A 16100-nucleotide genomic window follows, 5' to 3' on the forward strand; every position below is an offset into this window, starting at 1 on the left:
CATTGCTTATATATGTAGTTTTAACTTCGCGGTTGAGAATTGACCGCAAAGGAGAAAAATTTGCGTTAATCCCTCATTTCTCCGAGGGATATCATCAGAATACCACAATGTCGGTATACCTGTTCCAACGGCGTTAATACAAAGTGAACGTATTATCACTGTGTTGATTATAAAGTGTGACATTGATCACACTATAAGCTCTGCATGTTAAAGGGGTGTAGCGGGGGCCGGGTTGCACCTCTTCTTAATGAGTAGGACAATGAGTGTCGAAAAGTTGATCCATACTATGCGTAAGGCCTGCGGTTTATGCTGCAATAGCAGGCCTACTTCCGTGGTTGTTCAGGAATACCGCTGTGTCTAAACAAAACCGTGCTACCCGCTCATCGCCACTGCCTGCGGGCATTGTGGAAATGTCGGTACGCAGACCGCCCCACATTACCCATGCCACACCCGATTTTCTGGCTGAAGAAGTGCCCGTTGCCCTCGTTTACAACGGTATTTCGCACGTGGTGATGATGGCCTCACCTAAAGATCTCGAACTGTTCGCCATCGGTTTTTCCCTTTCGGAAGGCATCATTGCGCACCCGCAGGAGATCTACGGCATGGACGTGGTTCAGGCGTGTAACGGTCTTGAAGTGCAAATCGAACTCTCCAGCCGCCGCTTTATGGGGCTGAAAGAGCGCCGCCGCGCGCTGGCCGGGCGTACCGGGTGCGGTGTCTGTGGTGTTGAGCAGCTTAATGATATTGGCAAGCCCGTTGCGCCACTGCCGTTTACCCAGACCTTCAATTTGGCGCATCTCGACCGTGCGCTGGAAAATCTCAACGATGTTCAGCCCATCGGCCAACTGAGCGGCTGCACGCACGCGGCGGCGTGGGTATTGCCGTCAGGAGATATTGCTGGAGGGCATGAGGACGTGGGCCGCCACGTCGCGCTCGACAAGCTATTAGGCCGTCGTGCGGGGGAGAGCGATCTCTGGCAGCAGGGCGCGGCGCTTGTTTCCAGCCGCGCCAGCTATGAGATGGTGCAGAAGTCCGCGATGTGCGGCGTGGAAATTCTGTTTGCGGTGTCGGCGGCAACCACGCTGGCGGTGGAGGTGGCGGAGCGCTGCAATCTGACGCTGGTGGGGTTCTGCAAGCCGGGCAGGGCGACGATTTATACCCATCCGCAGCGGTTAATGGTTGATCAGTAATTTTGAATGATAATAGCAAATCCTTCCGCTTTTAGTTGTTCAGGATGAGGGCTAGTATTTATCTCATCAAGGCACGGTGCCTTACCTAAACAACTTAATGAAAGGGTTTATATCATGAAAAGCATCAAAACTTTTGTCGCTGTAATCGCTCTGGCTGCTTCTTTCGGTTCTTTCGCTGCACAGACAGTGACCGCCTCTGCTTCCACCATTGATAGCGCAGAAGCGAAAATCGCGGCTCAGGCTCAGGAAGCGGGCGCGTCATCCTACAAAATTACCCAGGCGTTCACCGGTAACCGCGTACACATGACCGCTGAACTGAACAAATAATTTCGCTATACCGTCGAAAGAGCGCCCCTGGGGCGCTTTTTTAGTTTATACCCGCCAGACGCAGCAGCGCCGTCACCACCGCCGCCGCGACGATCACCACAATTAACGGCATTTTTCGCCATGCCAGGAACACCGCGAACCCCACGCCCAGTACGCGCGCCATGCCCGCAAAATGTTCCCCTTCATAAAACGTGGTCGCCAGCGCGACGGAGAACAGCAAAACGGTAGCCGCATCGGAAAGCAGCGCCTGCGATCGTTCAGAGAGAGCCAGCCGGTTGCCCAGCTTTGCCCCGCCGAGACGCATCAGGTAGGTTCCGGCAGAAAGAATGGCGATGCCGAGAATAAAAAACGTCATGTTTCCCATTATTTTTTCCTCGCAGCGAGACCGAGTAACGAGAGCAGAACCGGTAAACCCACCGGGGCAAACGGCACGGCAGCCAGTGATAGCGCGGCACCGCTGCAGGCGCGGATCAGCGTGGTACGGTTTTTAAACGCGGGTACCACTAACGCCAGCAGGATCGCCGGAAACACCGCGTCCAGCCCGATGGTCTCCGGGTCCGGCAGCAGTTTACCGACCATGGCACCCAGCAGCGCCCCCACCGGCCAGATAATCGCCACGCCTAAACCGCACAGCCAGTAGGCCGCTTTACGCTGCTCGGGCGTTTTTTGCGACAGGCCAAACACCACGCTTTCATCGTTCATGATGTGACAGCCGAGATAGCTCAAACCCCGTTTGCCCACCAGTTCACGCACCGTCACGCCAAACGGCACATGGCGCGCGTTGACCAGCAAACCGGCGGCCGCTGCCGCCAGCGGGTTACCTCCGCTTGCCACAATACCGATAAACATAAACTCGGATGCGCCCGCCAGCACCGTGAGGGAAAGCACAAACGGCACCCACAGCGGAAAACCGTAGGCCATCGCCAGGGAGCCGTAAGACATGCCGACCACGCCTACCGCGAGGCAGACCAAAATTATCGCTTTTATCGTGTCGCCTTTCAGGCAAGAGAGGGGATTCTTCATATCATTTTAGCCATATCGAACGTATTTCCATTATAATGAACGCATCAAAATCGTTTTACAAGATGAACGAATCGTTCGTTATAGAGAGAAAGAGGCCGTTTTTATGACGCAGCCAATCAGCGTGATCGCCAAAAGTCTGGTGCGGGAACGCCTGCGAACCGGGCTGTCACTGGCGGAAATTGCCCGCCGTGCCGGGATCGCCAAATCTACGCTTTCTCAGCTGGAGTCTGGCAACGGCAATCCTAGCCTGGAAACGCTCTGGTCGCTTTGCGTGGCGCTGGATATTCCGTTTGCCCGGTTACTGGAGCCGCAGCAGCCCGTCACGCAGGTGATCCGCCGTGGCGAGGGCACCAAGGTGGTTGCCGGGCAGGCAAACTACGAGGCGATTTTGCTGGCGGCGTGTCCGCCGGGCGCGCGTCGTGATATCTATCTGCTGCTGACGCAGCCGGGGGCAGACCGTATTTCCCAGCCGCATCCGCCGGGGTCAGTTGAGCATATTATCGTGACCCAGGGGCGGGCGATGGTCGGCCTGATCGACGCGGCGGAAGAACTCGGCCCGGGCGATTACATTTGCTACCCTGCCGACCAGCCGCATATCTTTAAGGCGCTGGAGCCAGACACCCACGCCCTTCTGGTGGCGGAACAAAATTAACGAAGATACGGAAAATCATGTCGCTCAAAGCCATTGCTAAAGAACTGGGGCTGTCCGTCACTACCGTCAGCCGCGCCCTCAACGGGTATGACGATGTGTCTGCTGAGACGCGCGCCCGCGTGGAGGCGGAGGCCCAGCGCCGTGGTTACCGACCTAATACGTTTGCGCGCCGCCTGAAGATGGGCAAAATTGATGCCGTCGGCCTCGTTTTTCCCGTGCATCCTGTTCCGCTCAATAACAGCGTTTTTATGGACATGGTCGGCGAAATTAGCCACGAACTGGCGCGACATGAGATCGACCTGCTGCTCATCGCCGACGATGATCTGGCGGATAAGCATAGCTATATGCGCATGGTGCAAAGCCGCCGCGTGGATGCGCTGATTGTGGCCCACACGCTGGATCACGATCCGCGACTTGAACAGCTGCAGGCCGCCGGTTTCCCCTTCCTGGCGCTCGGCCGCAGCCAGCTGCCGCAGCCGTACGCGTGGTTCGACTTCGACAACTATGCTGGCACGTACCAGGCCACCCGCTGGCTGATTGAGAAAGGCCATCAGCGCATCGCCCTGCTGGGCGAAAGCAATAATCAGGCATTTATCACCCAGCGGCGACAGGGCTACCTGGACGCGCTGCGGGAAGCCGGGCTCTCCAGCGAATGGCTGCGCGCTATGCCCCCTTCGCGCCGCGTGGGGTATGCCACCACGAAAGAACTTCTCTCCCTGCCGCAGCCCCCCACGGCCATCATTACCGACTGCAACACCCACGGCGACGGCGCGGCGATGGCGCTGGCGGAACTGGGCCGCCTGACAGGCGAGAACGCCGTTGCGCTGGTGGTTTATGACGGACTTCCGCAGGACAGCATCGTTGATGCTGACGTGGCGGCAGTGATCCAGTCCACTCGTCAGGGCGTCGGGAAACAGATTGCCGATATGGTGCGCCAGCTGATTAACGGCGACGACGTCGAACGGCTCCAGGTGCTCTGGCAGCCCGAATTCTTCCCGGGCCAGACGGCCTAAACCGCGTAAATTTCCAAACCCGATCACAGATCCGAAACGTTTTGGTTTGTATCCGAAACGTTTCGGATCAACACTCAAGGCATCCCGACGACAGGAGATGTCTGATGCAAGATGCCATTTTACGACTCGAAAGCACCACGGTTGACGTGGTGATGAAAACCCAACCATTCGCCGAAATTCTCTACTGGGGGCCGCACCTTCAGCACTTTTCGCCGCAGAATGTCGCTACGCTGGCGCGGCCGGTGGCAAACGGCAGGCTGGATGTGGACTCCCCGGTAACGCTGATGGCTGAACTGGGGCATGGGCTGTTTGGCTCGCCCGGTATTGAGGGGCATCGCCAGGGGCTGGACGGTTCCCCGGTGTTTAAAACCACGCAGGTGCAGCAGGACATAAACACCCTGACGATAACCGCCGAAGATGAATGCGCGGGACTGCGTCTGACCAGCGAGCTGATGCTGGAGGCCAGCGGTGTGCTGGTGGTGCGCCATGGGTTAACCAACCTGAAAGCGCTGGCGTGGCAGGTGGACCGATTCGCCGTCACGCTGCCGGTGGCCGAGCGCGCGCAGGAGGTTATGGCCTTTCACGGACGCTGGATCAGGGAATTTCAGCCGCACCGCGTCACGCTTGAACACGACAGCTTTGTCATTGAAAACCGTCGGGGTAAAACGTCCCACGAACATTTCCCGGCGCTAATCGCCGGTACGCCATCGTTCAGCGAAATGCAGGGCGACGTCTGGGGCGTGCATCTGGGCTGGAGCGGCAACCACCGCCTGCGCGCCGAAGCGAAAACCGATGGTCGCCGTTATATACAGGCCGAAGCGCTTTACCTGCCGGGTGAAATGGCGATTGAAGAGGGCGAAACGCTCTGGACGCCGCGCCTGTATGCCAGCTACTCCCCGCACGGGCTGAACGGCATGAGCCAGCAGTTCCACCGCTACCTGCGAGACAGCATCATCCGCTTCCCGGAAAACAAACCGCGCCCGGTACACCTCAATACCTGGGAGGGGATCTACTTCAGCCACGATCCGGAGTACATCATGCGTATGGCCGATGAGGCCGCCGCGCTGGGCGTGGAGCGCTTTATCATTGACGACGGCTGGTTCAAAGGCCGCAACGACGACCATGCCGCGCTGGGCGACTGGTACCTGGATGAGAAAAAATACCCGAACGGCCTGACGCCGGTAATCAGTCACGTTAAACGGCTCGGCATGGAGTTTGGCATCTGGATCGAGCCGGAGATGATTAACCCGGATTCCGATCTGTATCGCGCGCATCCTGACTGGGTGCTGGCGCTGCCGGGCTACGCGCAGGCGACCGGACGGCACCAGCTGGTGCTTAATCTCAACATCCCAGAGGCCTTTGATTATCTCGTGGAGCGCATGAGCTGGCTGCTGGGTGAGCATGCGGTTGACTACGTGAAATGGGACATGAACCGCGAGCTGGTGCAGCCCGGGCACAACGGTAAAGCCGCCGCCGACGCGCAGACCCGCCAGTTTTACCGCCTGCTGGACGTGCTGGGCGAGCGTTTTCCGCACATTGAATTTGAATCCTGCTCCTCCGGCGGGGGGCGAATCGATTATGAAGTGCTGACCCGCAGCCATCGCTTCTGGGCGTCCGACAACAACGACGCGCTGGAGCGCAACACGATCCAGCGCGGCATGAGCTATTTCTTCCCGCCGGAGGTGATGGGGGCGCATATCGGTCATCATAAATGTCACGCCACCTTCCGCCAGCACAGCATCGCTTTCCGTGGGCTGACGGCGCTGTTTGGGCATATGGGGCTGGAGCTGGATCCGCTCACCGTCGATGCGCAGGAGCGTGAGGGCTATCGCCATTATGCCGCGCTGTATAAGCGGTGGCGTGAGGTGATTCATCACGGTACCCATTGGCGCGTGGACATGCCGGATGCCACCACGCTGGCGCAGGGTATAGTGAGCGAAGACAAAACGCAGGGGCTGTTTTTGGTCAGCCAGCTCGCGATGCCGGATTACACCCTGATGATGCCGCTGCGCATGCCGGGGTTAGACGCCAGCGCGCAGTACCGCATCACGCTGCTGGATCACCCGAACATTCAGATCACGGGCGAGGGCGGGCACACCATGCGCAAGCTGCCAGCGTGGATGGAAGCCCCGCAAACGGCAAGCGGCGAATGGCTGATGCGGGCGGGTATTGCGCTGCCGATTCTGGATCCGGAAACCGCCATTCTGATTGGCGTGGAACGCGTGTAAAGGTGACGGGCCGGGCAACCGGCCCTCCGTTGAGGATAAAAATAATGAACACAACAACCTGTACCCACAAAGACAACCCCAATTTCTGGATCTTCGGGCTGTTCTTCTTTCTCTACTTCTTCATCATGGCCACCTGCTTTCCGTTCCTGCCGATCTGGCTGTCGGACATCATTGGCCTGAATAAAACCCATACCGGGATTGTCTTCTCCTGCATCTCGCTGTCGGCCATCGCGTTCCAGCCGGTGCTGGGCGTCATTTCGGACAAGCTGGGGCTGAAAAAACACCTGCTGTGGATAATCTCGGTGCTGCTGTTTCTGTTCGCACCGTTCTTCCTGAACGTCTTCGCGCCACTGTTGAAAACCAATATCTGGCTGGGCGCGCTGAGCGGCGGGTTGTATATCGGCTTTGTTTTTTCAGCCGGATCCGGGGCCATTGAGGCCTACATTGAACGCGTGAGCCGCAACAGCTTCTTTGAGTACGGCAAGGCGCGCATGTTTGGCTGCCTCGGCTGGGGGCTGTGCGCCTCAACGGGCGGCATCCTGTTCGGCATCGACCCGTCGTATGTTTTCTGGATGGGATCGGCGGCGGCGCTTTTGCTGATGCTGTTGCTGGTGGTCGCGAAACCGAAGCCCAACCAGACGGCGCAGGTGATGAACGCCCTGGGCGCGAACCAGCCGCAAATCACCGCTAAAACCGTGTTCAACCTGTTCCGCCAGCGCAGAATGTGGATGTTCATCCTGTACGTGATTGGCGTGGCCTGCGTGTATGACGTTTTCGACCAGCAGTTTGCCACCTTCTTTAAAACCTTCTTCGCCACTCCGCAGGAAGGGACCCGCGCCTTTGGTTTTGCCACCACGGCGGGGGAGATTTGTAACGCCATCATCATGTTCTGCTCGCCGTGGATCATTAACCGCATCGGCGCGAAGAACACGCTGCTGATCGCCGGGGTGATTATGGCGACGCGCATTATCGGCTCGTCGTTTGCCACCACTGCCGTGGAGGTGATCGCCCTGAAGATGCTGCACGCGCTGGAGGTCCCGTTCCTGCTGGTGGGGGCATTCAAATACATCACCGGAGTGTTTGATACGCGCCTGTCGGCCACCATCTACCTGATTGGCTTCCAGTTTGCGAAACAGTCGGCAGCGATTTTCCTCTCCGCCTTTGCCGGAAATATGTATGACCGGATCGGCTTCCAGGAGACGTATCTGATGCTGGGCTGTTTCGTGCTGGCGATTACGGTGGTGTCGGCGTTTACGCTGAGCAGCAGGCGGGAGATTGCTGCCACCACAGGGGCGGCAGCGTTAACGCATCACTCCAGGTAAAACACCTCTTTCAGCCCGGCGCTCACCGGGCTGTTATCCGGGTTCGACGGCATGACGTCAGCCATATATTTCCACCAGCGCTGGCACACGTCGGTATTCGCCACCGCGTTCCAGCGCTCCTCCGACTCAATCTCCACCGTCGCAAACAGCAGGTTGCGTGCTTTATCGAGGTAAATGGCATAGTGGTGTGCGCCGTGGTCTTTCAACACCGCTTCCAGTTCGGGCCAGATCGGATTGTGGCGACGCGCGTACTCCTCGTGCGCGTCCGGGTTTATCTGCATCACAAACGCTTTGCGGATCATAATGCCTCCAGGTACAGCTCGCGGACCTCGTCGCGGCTGGCGGTGCGCGGGTTGCACGGTGCACACGGATCGGCGAGGGCTTTATCCAGCCAGCCTTCGATATCGGCTTTGGTGACGCCGAGCTGGCTGAAGCCAGACGGAATGCCGACGCGGGCGCTCAGGTCACGAATCGCCTGAATGGCGGACATGCTTGCGGCTTCATCGCTCATCCCGCGGGTATCGACGCCCATTGCCTGCGCCACGCGGGCAAAACGCGCGACCGCGTTCGGGCGGTTAAAGTTTTCGATGATCGGCAGCAGGATGGCGTTGCACACGCCATGCGGCAGGTTGTGCGTTGCGCCCGGCTGGTGCGCCAGAGCATGTACCAGCCCCAGCCCGGCGCTGTTAAACGCCATACCTGCCAGGTACTGACCAAACGCCATCTGCTCGCGCGCTTCCAGGTTATGACCGTCGTCGACCGCTTTCGGCAGCCAGAGGTTAATCAGGCGAATCGCTTCCAGCGCATTGGCATCGGTCAGCGGGTGTGCGCCAACGGACACGTAGGCTTCAATGGCGTGCGTTAACGCATCCATACCGGTCGCGGCGGTCACCGGGGCGGGAATATCAAGCATCACGCTGGCATCGTCCACGGCAATATCCGGGATGATGTTCGGGTCGATAATCACCTCTTTCACCTGACGCGCGGAGTCGATGATCACCGCGTTGCTGGTCATCTCTGCCGCGGTGCCTGCGGTAGTGTTGATCGCCACCAGCGGCACGCCTGCGTTTTTCACCTTGCCGACGCCGGAATAATCGGTTGATGGACCCGGGTTGGCGGTGAGGATTTTAATCGCCTTGGCGGTATCAATCGGGCTGCCGCCGCCAAAGGCGATGATGTAATCACACTCCGCGTCCCGGTAAGCCGCAAATCCTTTTTGCACCAGCGCTTCCGTCGGGTTCGGAAACACCTCATCGAACAGGTGATATGACATTTGATGGGCGTCCAGCGCGGTAAACAGGCTGTCGAGCAGGCCCAGTTTCACCAGTTGGCCGTCGGTGACAACCAGCGCTTTGCCCCACTGCCTGGTCGCTACCAGGTTGACCATATCGCCGATTGCACCCGCGCCATGCAGGCTAATTTTGGGAAGTGCCAACATAAAGCTCATGATAATTCTCCTTAACTATCGCCTGTGGCGTTACGCGTATAAATCCAGGGCCGACTGCATCGGGGTAACGCCAAAACGTTTGCCCAGCGCGATCAGCTCTTCCCGGGTGATGGTCTGCTTCATGCCGCCCATGGAATAGACCTTCACCAGCACCTCCGCGGATTTCTCGGCGGTGTCGATCAGGCCGAAGGTTTCATCCAGCGTCGGGCCGCTGCCGAAGACGCCGTGGAACGGCCACAGCACCAGGGCGTGCTTTTGCATATCCGTCGCGGTCGCCTGACCGATTTCGTCGGTACCCGGCACCATCCACGGCAGAATACCGACACCGTCCGGGAAGACCACCAGGCATTCGGTACTGCCTTCCCACAGCTTGCGGGTAAAGAAATCAGAATTATTTTCCAGCACGTAGGTCAGGGCGATCAGGTTAGTGGCGTGGCAGTGCATGATGACGCGGTCTTTGCCGTCAGTCGCCTTGATGCGCTCGCAGTGGGAGAGGAAGTGCGCCGGCAGTTCAGAGGTCGGCACCGCGTCGTCCGTTAGCCCCCACAGAATGTGGTATCCCGCGCCGTCGCTGTCTACCCTCACGACACCGAGATTGGCTTCCGGGTCCAGTTGAACGTTACGGAAGAACTTCCCGGAACCGGTAACGATAAACGGCGTGTTGGCGAGCAGCGGCATCGGCTGACTCAGGGCAATATAGCGCGGCTTCTGGTGAAAATCGGCGGCGTACGGCTCGATGTCCGCATCGTCCAGGCGCAGCGTGAGGTTGCCGCCGTTGCGCTCGTCCCAGCCCTTCAGCCAGGCGTCGGAGGTGGCTTTGATCATGCCCTGGACGAACCAGGAGATGGTGATGGTCTGCATACAGTGTTTCCTTTGAAAATGCCGGGTGGCGTTACGCTTACCCGGCCTGCTTTTACCTGTAGGCCCGGCATGCAATGCGCTGCCGGGCGATATTTTTTACTGACGAGCGGCGAGAACGTCCTTCTCATACGCCCGCACGTTGTCCAGCCACTGGCTGCCCGCAGGCGCATCGTGACGCTGGCAGTACATCTCCCACACCGCCGGCCACGGCAGGGATTTCTGCTCCTCCAGCAGCGCCAGGCGCGCGGTGTAATCGCCGCTCTTTTCCAACTGTTTCAGCGCGGCGGTTGGCTCCAGCAGAGCGCGCAGCAGCGCTTTCTTCATGTTGCGGGTGCCGATAACCCACGCCGCGATGCGGTTGATGGAGGCGTCAAAGAAGTCGAGTCCGATGTGCACGCGGTCAAACAGATCGTGGCGGATGATTTCGCTGGCAATCGCCTGGGTTTCGTCGTCCAGCAGGACTACGTGGTCGCTGTCCCAGCGCACCGGACGGCTGACGTGCAGCAGCAGGCGCGGCACGTAGAGCATGGCGGCGGAAATTTTGTCGGAGATGACTTCCGTTGGGTGGAAGTGGCCAGCATCCAGGCACAGCGCGGTCTGGCGGCTGGTGGCGTAGCCCATGTAGAACTCGTTTGAGCCCACGGTGTAGCTCTCTGCGCCAATGCCGAACAGCTTGCTCTCCACCGCGTCGATATGGTGCGCCGGATCCAGCTTCTCGCTGATGGCTTCATCCAGAGCGGCCAGCAGGCGCTGGCGTGGCGCCAGACGGTCAACGGTGATGTCCTTCATGCCGTCCGGGATCCAGATATTCATCACCGACGGCGTGCCGAGCTGCTCGCCGAAATACGCCGAGACGCGTCGGCTGGCTTTGACGTGGTCGATCCAGAACTGCCGGATTTCGTCGTTGGCGTGTGCAAGGGTAAACCCGTCCGCGCTCAGCGGGTGCGAGAAGCAGGACGGGTTAAAATCCAGTCCCAGCCGGTTGGCCTTTGCCCACTCCACCCAGTTCTTAAAGTGTTCCGGTTTGATTTCGTTACGCGCGACCGGCGAGTCCGATTCGAGATAAATCGCGTGCAGGTTCAGGCGTTTTGGCCCTGGGATGAGGCTCAGCGCCAGCTCCAGATCCGCACGCAGTTCGGTGGCGTTGCGCGCTTTGCCCGGGTAGTTACCCGTTGCCTGAATGCCACCCGTCAGGGAACCGCCCGGATTCTCGAAACCGGCGACGTCATCACCCTGCCAGCAGTGCATGGAGACGGGCAGACGGTCGAGCTGGCGCAGCGCCTCTTCGACATCCACGCCGACGGCGGCGAAACGCTGTTTAGCCAGGTCCCAGGCTTGTTTAAGTTGAGTGGTCATGCGCAAAGCTCCTTAGTCAGTCGTTTTTGCTGAAACTGCGCCCGGTAGCGGGCAATGTCATGGCAGGGATTGGGGGTGAAGGTGGTCAGGCTGTTATTCGCCGTCACCACCGAACGGAAATCGTCGACGTTTGATAGTTCGTCCAGCGTCATCAACTGAATGCCAATGTTGCCGAGCGTGGAAGCCTCTACGGGACCTGCCACCACGGTAATGCCACAGGCATCGGCGCAGAGCTGGTTCAGCAGCTGGTTCTGGCAGCCGCCGCCCACGATGTGCAGCTGGCTGAACGGTTTACCGCGAAGGTCAGCCAGTTCGCTCAGGATGTCGGCATAGAGCAGGGCGAGGCTGTCAAAAATACAGCGCGCCAGCTCGGCGGGGCGGGAAGGTACCGGCTGCCCCGCGTCAAAACAGGCGGCCTGGATCTCAGTGCTCATGTGCACCGGGTTAATAAAGCGGTCGTCGTTCGGGTTAATCAGAAAGGTGCAGGCCTTCAGCTTTTCGGTTTCCGCGATAAGCGCGGGCAGGTCGGTGACGTTCTGCTCTTTCAGCACCCGCTGGAGCAGCCACAGGCCCATGATGTTCTTCAGCACGCGGTAGCGTCCTTCGGCACCGCCTTCGTTGGTGATATTGGCGGCCAGCGCGGCGTCGCTGGTGTAAGGCGTTTTGCTCTCAAAACCCATCAGCGACCAGGTGCCGGAGGAGAGATAGGCCGCGTCTTTGCTGGCGAGCGGCGAGGCAATGACCGCGCTTGCGGTGTCGTGACTGGCGACGGCGACAACGGGAATTTCATTCCCCTGCGGGCAAATCCACTGGCCGATGACATTGCCCGGATGGGTTGGCGCGCCGAACCAGGACGGCGAGGCGCCCGTCCATGCCAGCAGGTGTTCATCCCAGTTATCGGTGTTGATATTGACCAGCTGCGTGGTGGTGGCGTTGGTGTATTCCCAGTTCATGTTGCCGGTCAGACGATAGCTTAAGTAGTCCGGGATCAGCAGCGCATGCGCCACCTTTTCAACCAGCTCTGGCTGTTGCTCAACCATCGCCCGCAGCTGATACAGCGTGTTAAACGGCAGAAACTGAATGCCGCTGCGACCATAGATGTTCTCCTTGCCAAGCTGCGCGATGGCGTGCGCCATCAGCCCATCGGTGCGGCTGTCGCGGTAGGAGACGGGCAGGCCGACGCGTTCGCCGTGACTGTCCAGCAGCACGTAATCCACGCCCCAGGTATCAATGCCGATACTGTCGATGCGGATACCGTCTTCGCAGACGTTGTGAAGTCCGGTGCGGATCTCCGCTTCCAGCGCATCAATATCCCAGGTCACAAAACCGTCCTGTTTTTGCAGACAATTGGCGAAACGGTGCATTTCGCGAAGCGTAAGGGTGTGCTGGTCACAGTCCCAGGTGGCGAGCATTACACGGCCGCTGGATGCGCCTAAATCGACAGCCACACAATGGCGAAAAGTCATGGTCGGGTCCTTTCTTAAGTCATTAGCGATGAGTGTAAGAAAGGGAAGAAATAGCCACCTTCTCGCCACTGACAGCCAAAATCTCGCGCTGGCAAGAAAGCAAAGGTGAACGTGAGGGAGTTCACAGTTTCCAGTAATGACGGGGTTTGCAGGCAGTGTGACGCTGACCGCATTTCCCGATCTTTCCGCCTGTTTCTTGAAAAATCGGCAGCTTTTGCGCGGTTTACTGTCAAAAATTTAAGGTGAGCGTGGAGGGCCTTAATTACTATTTTGAGAACTTTTCTCATTGGTGGGGGCCGTTATGACCGTACTGCACAGCGTCGATTTTTTTCCTTCGGGGGCTTCTCCCGTCGCGATTGAGCCACGGCTTCCTCAGGCTGCGTTCCCGGAGCATCATCATGATTTTCATGAGATTGTGATTGTTGAGCACGGAACAGGCATCCACGTGTTCAACGGTCAGCCGTATACCATCAGCGGCGGTACGGTGTGCTTCGTGCGCGACCACGACAGACACCTGTATGAACATACCGACAACCTGTGTCTGACCAACGTGCTCTATCGTTCCCCGGACGCGTTCCAGTTTCTCTCCGGGTTGAATCAGCTGTTGCCGCAGGAGAAGGACGGCCACTACCCGTCGCACTGGCGGGTGAATCAATCCACGTTACAGCAGGTGCGTCAGCTGGTGAGCCAGATGGAGCAGAGCGAGGACGGGCAGGAGACGCACGCGATTGCCACCCGCGAGATGCTGTTTATGCAGCTGCTGGTGCTGCTGCGCCGAAGCAGCCTGGTGGAAGGGATGGAAAATAATGACGCACGGCTGAACCAGCTCATGGCCTGGCTGGAAGATCATTTCGCTGAAGATGTCTGCTGGGAAACGCTGGCGGACGACTTTTCGCTCTCGCTGCGCACGCTGCATCGTCAGCTCAAGCAGCATACCGGGCTCACGCCGCAGCGTTACCTTAACCGTCTGCGCCTGATCAAAGCGCGTCACCTTTTACGGCATACCGACGAAAGTGTTACAGAAATTGCTTATCGCTGCGGTTTCGGCGACAGTAATCACTTTTCGACGCTATTTCGCCGGGAATTTAGCTGGTCGCCGCGCGATATTCGTCAGGGGAAAGACGCGTTGCTTCAGTAACGCGAGGGCAGTCACCGTTTTCAGGCCGCAAAAAAGCTAATAATGCCCGGTTATTCGCCGTAGAGGTTGTGGTGTGGCCGCTCAGTTAATTCTTCGCAAAGATGATTTTTTTGCCTCCGCGAGTCAGGCCGTCGCGGTGGCTGACCGTTACCCGCAAAATGTCTTTGCCGAGCACACCCATGAGTTCTGCGAGCTAGTGCTGGTGTGGCGCGGCAACGGCCTGCACGTCCTCAACGACCGGCCCTACCGCATCACGCGCGGGGATCTGTTTTACATTCGCGCCGAAGACAAACACGCCTACGCCTCGGTTAACGATCTGGTGTTGCAGAACGTCATCTACTGCCCTGACAGGCTTAAACTGAATGTCGACTGGGCGAGCAACATTCCGGGCATTCTGAATGCCGGAGGCGAACCGCACTGGCGCTTAAGCAGCAGCGGCATGGCTCAGGTGCGCCAGACGATTTCCCAGCTGGAGCAGGAGAGCCAGAAGAGCGACCCGGTGGCAAACCAGATGTCGGAGCTGCTTTTCGCCCAGCTGGTGATGACCCTGAAGCGTCATCGTTACGCCACGGATAATCCCTCCGCCACCACGCAGGAAGCGCTGCTGGATAAGCTGATCGCCCGGCTTGCGGGCAGTCTGAACAAGAGTTTCGTACTGGAAAAATTCTGCGAGCAGGAGCAGTGCAGCGAGCGCGCGCTGCGCCAGCAGTTCCGCACCCAGACGGGGATGACGATAAACCATTACCTGCGCCAGCTGCGCATCTGCCACGCCCAGTATCTGTTACAGCATACGGAGCTGATGGTCAGTGAAGTGGCGATGCGCTGCGGCTTTGAGGACAGTAACTACTTTTCGGTGGTGTTTAACCGTGAGGTGGGGATGACGCCGGTTCAGTGGCGTCATCGCAGTCGAAAAGCAGCGTAATCAGTTCGCCATGCCGAGGCCGACGATATTGGCCGCAATGATAATCACCACGCAGCCCAGGCTCAGTACGCCAACCGGACGACGTCCGGCGTTGTTCCACTCCTTCAGCACCAGCCCAACCAGACCGCCGCACAGCACGTAGAAGCTCATGTGCAGCATCCAGCTTATGTAGTCGTACTGCGGCGGAATGCTGGCGTGGCCCCTGGCGTAGAAGAAGAATTGCAGATACCACATCAGGCCGCCGAGTGCAGAGAGCAGAACGTTGGTAAGGATCAGCGGTTTTGCCAGCGAGAAGTCGGCTTTTAACGACAGGTTCTTCACTTTTGCCAGACGGATAAAGCAGAAGCCGAGGTTTACCAGCGCGCCGCCGCCCATGATCACCACGTAGCTTGGCAGGGCAACATACAGCGGGTCAACGCCCAGCGCCGCAGCGGCGTCGTGCATCGGTTTGGCGGCGTTCATGGCGAACGACATGCCCGCCGAGAAGACCCCGCACATCACCGCCAGCAGCAGCCCTTTCTTCAGGTTGAACTCTTCGGCCCTGATGCCCATCTTGCGTTCTTTTAGCTGGCCTGCGCGGGTGACGATCCCCACGCCGATCACCGCCACCAGCACGCCCAGCAGCGTCATTCGCCCGCCCTGGGTGTTGATCAGCACGTCGAAATGGCCGTTAAGAATGGGCGTCATCAGGGTGCCGACGATCAGCGTAATGCCAATCGCGATGCCGATACCCATCGACATCCCGAGGTAGCGCATGGTCAGGCCGTAGTTGATGTTGCCGATGCCCCACATCGCGCCGAACAGGAATACCGGTAGCAGGGTGGAGGCGTTGAAAGAGGAGAAGTAGCCCCAGAAATCGGGCAGCAGCATGGCGCTGATTGTCCACGGCAAAATCAGCCAGGACACGGTACCGCCAACGGACCACATGGTTTCCCACGACCAGCCTTTCACCTTTTTGAACGGGGCATAGAAACAGGCTGCACTGGCTGCGCCTATTAAATGCCAGAAGATACCCATCGTAATCGCATGATTCATTTTTACGTCCTCATCGTTTTTATAGCCGGAGGCTTCCCCCCGACTTGATGAGTGTAAAAATTAGGCTGTTCAGGAACCTTCAGAAGGTTGCCGCACTTTTGTTTTGAATGGCAATCAGCA

16 protein-coding genes are annotated in these 16100 nt (G+C 58.6%); 8 read left to right on the plus strand and 8 right to left on the minus strand.

From position 1 onward, the window contains the following. Window positions 1-353: 353 nt before the first annotated feature. Window positions 354-1190 (plus strand): formate dehydrogenase accessory sulfurtransferase FdhD, encoded by an 837-nt coding sequence (gene fdhD / locus IM265_RS11955; protein ID WP_047366787.1) that lies wholly within the window; start codon window positions 354-356, stop codon window positions 1188-1190. Window positions 1191-1304: 114 nt separating this feature from the next. Further along, complete coding sequence (locus IM265_RS11960; RefSeq protein WP_041911778.1) at window positions 1305-1517, plus strand: DUF1471 domain-containing protein; 213 nt, start codon at window positions 1305-1307, stop codon at window positions 1515-1517. Window positions 1518-1557: 40 nt separating this feature from the next. Here IM265_RS11960 and IM265_RS11965 read toward each other — a convergent pair whose 3' ends face one another. Both IM265_RS11965 and IM265_RS11970 read right to left on the minus strand, forming a co-directional pair. After that, window positions 1558-1881, minus strand: coding sequence for an AzlD domain-containing protein (locus IM265_RS11965; RefSeq protein ID WP_028014868.1), 324 nt, complete (start codon window positions 1879-1881; stop codon window positions 1558-1560). After that, complete coding sequence (locus tag IM265_RS11970; RefSeq protein WP_028014867.1) at window positions 1881-2540, minus strand: AzlC family ABC transporter permease; 660 nt, start codon at window positions 2538-2540, stop codon at window positions 1881-1883. Before IM265_RS11970 ends, IM265_RS11965 begins: the two co-directional genes overlap by 1 nt. Window positions 2541-2643: 103 nt before the next feature. Here IM265_RS11970 and IM265_RS11975 point away from each other — a divergent pair, with 103 nt between their 5' ends. The 4 genes from IM265_RS11975 (at window position 2644) to IM265_RS11990 (ending at window position 7755) form a co-directional block, all read left to right on the plus strand. After that, window positions 2644-3192 carry a helix-turn-helix domain-containing protein gene (locus IM265_RS11975; RefSeq protein ID WP_003861973.1) on the plus strand — a complete coding sequence of 183 codons (549 nt, stop codon included), beginning with the start codon at window positions 2644-2646 and terminating at the stop codon, window positions 3190-3192. Between the two features lie 17 nt (window positions 3193-3209). Beyond that, entirely contained in the window at window positions 3210-4205 is a 996-nt protein-coding gene (locus IM265_RS11980; protein ID WP_182034766.1) for a LacI family DNA-binding transcriptional regulator, read from the plus strand. 104 nt (window positions 4206-4309) lie between these two features. Next, window positions 4310-6433, plus strand: a complete 2124-nt coding sequence (locus IM265_RS11985) for an alpha-galactosidase (RefSeq protein WP_193031917.1) — start codon at window positions 4310-4312, stop codon at window positions 6431-6433. 44 nt (window positions 6434-6477) lie between these two features. After that, complete coding sequence (locus tag IM265_RS11990) at window positions 6478-7755, plus strand: MFS transporter (RefSeq protein WP_193031915.1); 1278 nt, start codon at window positions 6478-6480, stop codon at window positions 7753-7755. Here the strand turns inward: IM265_RS11990 and rhaM are convergent. From rhaM to rhaB, 5 genes are all read right to left on the minus strand, one after another. Next, window positions 7743-8057, minus strand: a complete 315-nt coding sequence (gene rhaM / locus IM265_RS11995) for an L-rhamnose mutarotase (protein ID WP_100171276.1) — start codon at window positions 8055-8057, stop codon at window positions 7743-7745. The two genes, IM265_RS11990 and rhaM, sit on opposite strands and share 13 nt — an antisense overlap. Beyond that, window positions 8054-9202 (minus strand): lactaldehyde reductase, encoded by a 1149-nt coding sequence (gene fucO, locus IM265_RS12000; protein ID WP_193031913.1) that lies wholly within the window; start codon window positions 9200-9202, stop codon window positions 8054-8056. The genes rhaM and fucO overlap by 4 nt, the downstream gene beginning before the upstream one ends. A gap of 30 nt (window positions 9203-9232) precedes the next feature. Beyond that, window positions 9233-10063, minus strand: coding sequence for a rhamnulose-1-phosphate aldolase (gene rhaD / locus IM265_RS12005; protein WP_193031911.1), 831 nt, complete (start codon window positions 10061-10063; stop codon window positions 9233-9235). Between the two features lie 96 nt (window positions 10064-10159). Then, window positions 10160-11419, minus strand: a complete 1260-nt coding sequence (gene rhaA / locus IM265_RS12010) for an L-rhamnose isomerase (protein ID WP_193031909.1) — start codon at window positions 11417-11419, stop codon at window positions 10160-10162. Continuing rightward, entirely contained in the window at window positions 11416-12885 is a 1470-nt protein-coding gene (rhaB, locus tag IM265_RS12015; protein ID WP_193031907.1) for a rhamnulokinase, read from the minus strand. The genes rhaA and rhaB overlap by 4 nt, the downstream gene beginning before the upstream one ends. A 301-nt stretch (window positions 12886-13186) precedes the next feature. On the opposite strand from rhaB, the gene rhaS reads away from it, so the two are divergent. After that, window positions 13187-14023 (plus strand): HTH-type transcriptional activator RhaS, encoded by an 837-nt coding sequence (gene rhaS / locus IM265_RS12020; RefSeq protein WP_192979113.1) that lies wholly within the window; start codon window positions 13187-13189, stop codon window positions 14021-14023. Window positions 14024-14096: 73 nt separating this feature from the next. Then, window positions 14097-14945, plus strand: coding sequence for an HTH-type transcriptional activator RhaR (gene rhaR / locus IM265_RS12025; RefSeq protein ID WP_028014857.1), 849 nt, complete (start codon window positions 14097-14099; stop codon window positions 14943-14945). Here rhaR and rhaT read toward each other — a convergent pair whose 3' ends face one another. Further along, window positions 14946-15980, minus strand: a complete 1035-nt coding sequence (gene rhaT / locus IM265_RS12030; protein WP_193031905.1) for an L-rhamnose/proton symporter RhaT — start codon at window positions 15978-15980, stop codon at window positions 14946-14948. Window positions 15981-16100: the final 120 nt, after the last annotated feature.

The organism is Enterobacter cloacae complex sp. P17RS, assembly GCF_014895885.1.
GTDB lineage: Bacteria > Pseudomonadota > Gammaproteobacteria > Enterobacterales > Enterobacteriaceae > Enterobacter > Enterobacter bugandensis.

Bases quoted from the DNA above. Each gene is read 5' to 3' on its own strand.
- IM265_RS11960 (WP_041911778.1), top strand. From the start codon at position 1,305: ATGAAAAGCATCAAAACTTTTGTCGCTGTAATCGCTCTGGCTGCTTCT.
- IM265_RS11965 (WP_028014868.1), bottom strand. From the start codon at position 1,881: ATGGGAAACATGACGTTTTTTATTCTCGGCATCGCCATTCTTTCTGCC.
- IM265_RS11970 (WP_028014867.1), bottom strand. From the start codon at position 2,540: ATGAAGAATCCCCTCTCTTGCCTGAAAGGCGACACGATAAAAGCGATA.
- IM265_RS11975 (WP_003861973.1), top strand. From the start codon at position 2,644: ATGACGCAGCCAATCAGCGTGATCGCCAAAAGTCTGGTGCGGGAACGC.
- IM265_RS11980 (WP_182034766.1), top strand. From the start codon at position 3,210: ATGTCGCTCAAAGCCATTGCTAAAGAACTGGGGCTGTCCGTCACTACC.
- IM265_RS11985 (WP_193031917.1), top strand. From the start codon at position 4,310: ATGCAAGATGCCATTTTACGACTCGAAAGCACCACGGTTGACGTGGTG.
- IM265_RS11990 (WP_193031915.1), top strand. From the start codon at position 6,478: ATGAACACAACAACCTGTACCCACAAAGACAACCCCAATTTCTGGATC.
- rhaM (WP_100171276.1), bottom strand. From the start codon at position 8,057: ATGATCCGCAAAGCGTTTGTGATGCAGATAAACCCGGACGCGCACGAG.
- fucO (WP_193031913.1), bottom strand. From the start codon at position 9,202: ATGAGCTTTATGTTGGCACTTCCCAAAATTAGCCTGCATGGCGCGGGT.
- rhaD (WP_193031911.1), bottom strand. From the start codon at position 10,063: ATGCAGACCATCACCATCTCCTGGTTCGTCCAGGGCATGATCAAAGCC.
- rhaA (WP_193031909.1), bottom strand. From the start codon at position 11,419: ATGACCACTCAACTTAAACAAGCCTGGGACCTGGCTAAACAGCGTTTC.
- rhaB (WP_193031907.1), bottom strand. From the start codon at position 12,885: ATGACTTTTCGCCATTGTGTGGCTGTCGATTTAGGCGCATCCAGCGGC.
- rhaS (WP_192979113.1), top strand. From the start codon at position 13,187: ATGACCGTACTGCACAGCGTCGATTTTTTTCCTTCGGGGGCTTCTCCC.
- rhaT (WP_193031905.1), bottom strand. From the start codon at position 15,980: ATGAATCATGCGATTACGATGGGTATCTTCTGGCATTTAATAGGCGCA.